6 protein-coding genes are annotated in these 6,097 nt (G+C 32.0%); 3 read left to right on the forward strand and 3 right to left on the reverse strand.

Going from position 1 to position 6,097, the window contains the following annotated elements; genetic code table 11:
* Positions 1–34: 34 nt before the first annotated feature.
* Entirely contained in the window at positions 35–1,477 is a 1,443-nt protein-coding gene (locus CVD18_RS14465; RefSeq protein WP_103866150.1) for a nicotinate phosphoribosyltransferase, read from the forward strand.
* An 87-nt stretch (positions 1,478–1,564) separates the two neighbouring features.
* Here the strand turns inward: CVD18_RS14465 and CVD18_RS14470 are convergent, their stop codons facing one another.
* Positions 1,565–2,416 carry a hypothetical protein gene (locus tag CVD18_RS14470; RefSeq protein ID WP_103866151.1) on the reverse strand — a complete coding sequence of 284 codons (852 nt, stop codon included), beginning with the start codon at positions 2,414–2,416 and terminating at the stop codon, positions 1,565–1,567.
* Positions 2,416–2,673, reverse strand: a complete 258-nt coding sequence (locus CVD18_RS14475; protein WP_103866152.1) for a hypothetical protein — start codon at positions 2,671–2,673, stop codon at positions 2,416–2,418. The genes CVD18_RS14470 and CVD18_RS14475 overlap by 1 nt, the downstream gene beginning before the upstream one ends.
* Before the next feature lie 356 nt (positions 2,674–3,029).
* On the opposite strand from CVD18_RS14475, the gene CVD18_RS14480 reads away from it, so the two are divergent.
* Both CVD18_RS14480 and CVD18_RS22630 read left to right on the forward strand, forming a co-directional pair.
* Positions 3,030–5,207, forward strand: a complete 2,178-nt coding sequence (locus CVD18_RS14480) for a S9 family peptidase (RefSeq protein ID WP_103866153.1) — start codon at positions 3,030–3,032, stop codon at positions 5,205–5,207.
* A 167-nt stretch (positions 5,208–5,374) separates the two neighbouring features.
* Positions 5,375–5,548, forward strand: a complete 174-nt coding sequence (locus CVD18_RS22630) for a hypothetical protein (protein WP_158250466.1) — start codon at positions 5,375–5,377, stop codon at positions 5,546–5,548.
* A gap of 101 nt (positions 5,549–5,649) precedes the next feature.
* Here CVD18_RS22630 and CVD18_RS14485 read toward each other — a convergent pair.
* Positions 5,650–6,097 (reverse strand): IS1595 family transposase (locus CVD18_RS14485; RefSeq protein WP_146052785.1); only part of this gene is annotated, 448 nt, incomplete at its 5' end.

Genomic DNA, 6,097 nt, shown 5'->3' on the forward strand with positions numbered 1-6,097 from the left:
TATTTGCGTATGATTAACGCAAAATAAATTTAATATGAATCCATTACTATTAACAGACGGTTATAAATTAGGTCACAAAGAACAATATCCCCAAGGAACTACTTTGGTATATTCTAATTGGACACCACGTAAGAGTAGAGTAGAAGGAGTTGATAAAGTAGTATTTTTTGGATTACAATATTTTGTCAAAGAATATTTGATCAAACGATTTAATCAAGAGTTTTTTGAACAACCCAAAGCAAAAGTAACAGCAGAATACAAAAAACATGTAGACCATTACCTAGGAGTTGATTATGATATAGCTCACATAGAAGCATTGCATGACTTGGGGTATTTACCTATAGAAATAAAAGCAATACCAGAAGGCACAGAAGTACCCATACGAGTACCTATGTTTACGATGGTCAATACCAAACCAGAGTTTTTTTGGTTGACAAACTACCTAGAGACACTATTATCTTGTATTATCTGGCAACCCTGCACTTCTGCAACCATAGCAAAACAGTATAGAAAAATACTAAATCAGTATGCAAAAGAAACAGATCAGACAAATCAGGAATTTGTAACTTGGCAAGGTCATGATTTCTCAATGAGAGGAATGTCTGGTACAGAGTCATCATTATTGAGCGGAATGGGACATGCATTGTCTTTTTCGGGGAGTGATACCCTACCAGTAGCTAAAGCATATGAAACTTTTTACAACGCCGATGTAACCAAAGAATTAGTAATAGGTAGTGTGAATGCTACAGAACATAGTGTTATGTGTGCGGGTAGTAAAGATGATGAGATAGGAACATTCAAAAGACTACTCAAGACCTATCCTACAGGGATACTGTCTGTAGTATCTGATACCTGGGATTTATGGAAAGTACTTACAGAGTATTTACCACAATTAAAACAAGAAATATTACAACGAGACGGTAAACTAGTAATCAGACCAGATTCTGGAGACCCAGTAGATATTATCTGTGGCTGTGAGCACGAAAACCCTATTGTAGCCAAAGGTGTAATAGAATTGCTATGGGATGAGTTTGGAGGAACAATAAATAAACAAGGCTATAAAGTGCTTGATCCTAAGATAGGAGCTATTTATGGTGATAGTATCACATTAGAAAGAGCAACACAAATATGTGAACGTCTAAAACAAAAAGGATTTGCCTCTACCAATGTGGTTTTAGGAATCGGTAGTTTTACCTACCAGTATAATACAAGAGATACTTTTGGATTTGCAATGAAAGCAACATATGTAGAAGTAAACGGAGAAGGAAGAGAAATTTTTAAAGATCCTATAACCGATGATGGTACCAAAAAATCTGCAAAAGGTCGTATTCAATTATACGAACAAAATGGTGAAATTGTTTATAAAGATCAGGTAACCAAAGTAGAGGAAGAAAAAGGGCTTTTACAAACAGTATTTATAGATGGTAAATTGGTTGTTAATGATACATTACAACAGATAAGAGAACGATTATCTTAATATATCTTATATCTAAAAAAATATAAAAACAACTCTTGTAAACCATTGCTACAAGAGCTGTTTTTTATACAGTTATTTTAAAACAAATTAATATTTTACTGTCAAACCAAGTCCAAACTGATCTCCTTGGTTAAAATTGGGAGCACCACTACCATTTTCATATTTCAAATCAATAGCCATGGTATTATCATTAGTCAAAGTCATTCTGAAGTTTCCCGCAATACGGTGATAAAAATCATCAGAAAGTATATCATACCATCCTGTAGCATCACCCACAATGCTAAATTTAAAAGTTCCTAATTCAAATATTTTTTTGCTATCAAATAGAAAAACTCCTTTTGCCCTAAAAATAGGCTCTTCTATATCCTCTTCACTTTCATCTTTATCTCCACCCACATTGATGTCATCAGCATTAATAAAATCAAATTTATATCCCCCTTGAGCAAAGATTGCAATACTAGTAGTCTCTTTAATGATTTTAGGCATTTTTTTATTAAAACTAAATAAGGGTTCATACCCAACCTCTGCAATACTATTAAGAATAGTGAAATCATTATTGGTTTCTACTCCACCTGCAAAATGAATAAGGTGTAAAGTACACTCAGAACAACCTGTAGGGGTTCCTCCAACCTCTACAACTCTTACAGGAACATAAGTTGCTTTTGCTTGTAAATCAATACTAGAAAAAGCATCTTCTCCTCCTGATCTCATAGTCAAATCCGGAGCTAGTAACCAAAATCCTTTAGGTTGTATCATTTCTGTAGCTATTTCATCAATTTTTTTATCAAAAAAATCAAAAGCATAACTAATTGCATTATTTTTTAATTCTGTTTTTATCGTTGATAGCGATATAGTAATAGGCTTTTCATCCTGCCCATACGATGTATACTGAAAACATAGAATCAGTATAGTAATCAAGGTTATTTTTTTTAAATCCATTAGTCTAATAATTTAGTAGCAAGATTTTCCAATGATTTGTCAAACCATGATTTTGGCCAAGATTTATCTTCTCGATCATTTATCAATAAAGTGTATCGAATAAATCCTTTATATAACCTTTTGGCTTGCAATGAAGTAACACCTACATCACGATTCAATACATCTTTATGAATGGTATCTTTTGTAATATCAATATCAGTATCAGTTAGATTTTTAGCATGATAAATCATTACCTCAATTAAATTTTCTTTTGTCATAACACAATGGCTAGTAGTTTATAGTATTTAGAGAATACACAGCGTATTCAAATATATTATTATTTGGTGATAGGTATAATTGAAAAATAACTAGTTAAAATGGTAAATAAGTATTGAAATTTACTAAAAATTAGTGATTGAATATTTGTAAGGTTTTTGATTAGTATTTATTTAACATTAGAAGTGAAAATCAATTATTTTTTAAGTATTAGAAGCCTTAATTAATAATAAATAGGGGTTAGGATGATAAGGTTTCGTTAAAAAAATAAAGAATATTCATACAATTTCTATTTTTATCAAATTAATAACAATACTCATTAAGCAAATAAGCAGATTTAAAATAGATCAATCATTTTATGAAAACTAACACCATTTATTTATTTCTAATAACTACCGTACTCTTTATGGCATGTTCCAAAGAAAAAAAACAGGCAGAAAAAAAACAGGTATCTATAAAAGCTCCTGTAGCCAAAAAAATACCTGAAAAACTAGAAGCGCACGGTGACACACGTGTAGATGATTATTTCTGGATGCGTTTAAGTGATGCACAAAAAAATGCTGAAACTCCAGATACACAAACCCAAGACGTATTAGATTATCTAGTTGCAGAAAACACTTACAAAGATAGTGTAATGAAACATACACAAGGTATTCAGGAAAAGTTGTATAATGAGATCGTGGGGCGAATTAAAAAAGATGATGCTTCTGTACCTTATAATGATAACGGGTATTCATATTATACCCGATATGAAAAAGGAATGGATTATGCTTTATATTGTCGTAAAAAACTAGATGATAAAGAAGCTAAAGAAGGAATTATCCTCAACGGACCAAAGCTAGCAAAAGGCCACTCTTATTTTGCAGTAGGAACCCGTACAATAAGTACAAATAATACACTTCTGGCCTATAGTGTTGATACAGTTTCTCGTCGTCGATATACAATTTACTTTAAAAATTTAGTATCAGGAGAATTATTACCAGATGTGCTTGAAAATACAAGTGGTAATATTGTATGGGCAAATGATAATAAAACCGTTTTTTATGCATCAAAAGACTCTGTGACACTAAGACAGAATAAAATATACAAGCACGTTTTGGGAACTAAGCAATCTGAAGATGTATTGGTTTTTGATGAAAAAGATGAAACATATTATTGTTTTGTATTTAAATCAAGATCAAGTAAATACATAATGATAGGTAGCAGTCAAACATTATCAACAGAATATAGATATGTAAGTGCAGATACCCCTAATGACGATTGGAAAGTTATTCAACCAAGAGAAAAAGATTTAGAATATAGTGTAGATCACTATAAAGATCATTTCTATATCAGAACCAATCTTGATGCACGAAATTTTCGTTTAGTAAAAACACCAATTACCGCTACAACAAAAGAAAACTGGGTAGATGTAATCCCACATAGAGAAGATGTTTTACTACAAAGCTTTGTAGTGTTTAAAGAACATTTGGTACTACAAGAACGTGTAAATGGATTACGTACTCTAAGAACAATGAAATGGAATGGAGACAACGATCATTATATAGAATTTAATGACCCTGCATATGCTTCTTATTTGGGTGATAATCTTGATTATGACACCAATATTTTACGATATGTGTATACCTCTTTGACTACTCCAAGTAGCACTATCGATTATAACATGGACAGCAAAGAGAAAGTAATACTAAAAGAGCAAGAGGTGTTAGATCCTAATTTTTCTAAAGATAACTACGTATCAGAAAGAGTATATGCTACGGCCAAAGACGGTGTTAAAATTCCAATCTCGATAGTATATAAAAAAGGAATTGAGAAAAGTAGTACAACCCCACTATTATTATACTCTTATGGATCATATGGTTATAGTTCTGAACCTACATTCAGTTCCAACAGACTTAGTTTATTAGATAGAGGTTTTGTATATGCAATAGCACATATACGAGGAGGTCAGGAAATGGGTAGACATTGGTATGAAGATGGAAAACTACTAAAAAAGAAAAATACATTTACTGATTTTATTGATTGTGGAGAGTTTTTGGTAGAAAAAGGATATACGAGTCCTAAGCATATGTATGCAATGGGAGGTAGTGCTGGAGGATTATTAATGGGAGCCGTTCTAAACATGAAACCAGAATTATGGAATGGTGTGGTTGCCGCTGTACCCTTTGTAGATGTAGTTTCTACTATGATGGATGAAACGATACCATTAACTACATTTGAATTTGATGAATGGGGAAATCCAAAAAATAAAGAGTATTATGAGTATATGAAATCATATTCACCCTATGACAATGTAGAAGCAAAAGAATATCCTAATATTATGATTACTACAGGTTATTGGGATAGTCAAGTACAATATTGGGAACCTGCCAAATGGATAGCAAAACTTAGAGAACTCAAAACTGATGATAATATGTTGATTATGGATTGTGATATGAAAACTGGTCATGGTGGAGCATCAGGTCGTTTTGAGCGTTATAAACGTACAGCCTTAAATTATGCATTTATGATGGATCTAGAAGGAATAAAAGAATAGATAATTTATCATTTTTTTTTAAGAAAACTACCGTAAATCAACGGTAGTTTTCTTTTTTATATATTTAGCAACATGATAATTACCAAAGGAATTAGTGTAGGGAAATATGTAGTAAGACGCTATGAAACGATTAGGCTCCAAGGTATTATGTTCCTTCAAAATCATATTTGATAGAAGCCATCTTATACAACCTTAAAGAAGAAATATACAAAGGAAAAGAGACTATTGTCTGGACTGGGCAGTCTTCATTAATTGATCCATCTTCTATAGAATCTGCGGCTAGTAGTTTTACAAATAAAATGGTACATCATTTAGTAAATGATTCAATTCTCAAAAAATAAATTAGTTTGAGGTTAGTCCATGAAGTATTCATTTGAAGCATAAAAACCTTACTGAATGAGTAATAATAGAGTATTATAAGATCTTTTTTATTGGCTCTAGTTTATAATTGCGTTGATATTAGTTTTTGATATTGTGCTTCGATATTTCTGTAATTCTTTATAGCGTTAACATCTAGGACAGTTTTTTGTACAAATAGCAGCGCCTTATCCTTATTGTTTTTGAGTTGCTCTTTGAGTTTAAACCAATTTAGGTACTGCTGCAGGTATTTAGTGGCTACACCCCAAAAAGCATTATCAATCCATTTTTTTATTCTATTGTGGGTAGAATTGACATGTTGTATATGGTATATTTTGTCTTTTACCCGTTGTTTTATAATTCCTTTGAGTGGATGATGTTCTATGTTTTGGTCTTTAGCAAAGCCTTTATAGCTCACATGAGCATCACTGCAAAGAATCGTCTGGCTTGTATTAATGCGATCTCCAATAGCCTTTTGTATATCACTTTTCTTGATACGCCCCATAGTTGCAACTGTCAAATCCAAACCTGAT

The sequence above is a fragment of the Aquimarina sp. I32.4 genome, assembly GCF_002924285.1.
Lineage (GTDB): Bacteria > Bacteroidota > Bacteroidia > Flavobacteriales > Flavobacteriaceae > Aquimarina.

Coding starts and splice junctions, on each gene's coding strand:
- CVD18_RS14475 (WP_103866152.1), bottom strand. CDS start 2,673: ATGACAAAAGAAAATTTAATTGAGGTAATGATTTATCATGCTAAAAAT.
- CVD18_RS14480 (WP_103866153.1), top strand. CDS start 3,030: ATGAAAACTAACACCATTTATTTATTTCTAATAACTACCGTACTCTTT.
- CVD18_RS14470 (WP_103866151.1), bottom strand. CDS start 2,416: ATGGATTTAAAAAAAATAACCTTGATTACTATACTGATTCTATGTTTT.
- CVD18_RS14465 (WP_103866150.1), top strand. CDS start 35: ATGAATCCATTACTATTAACAGACGGTTATAAATTAGGTCACAAAGAA.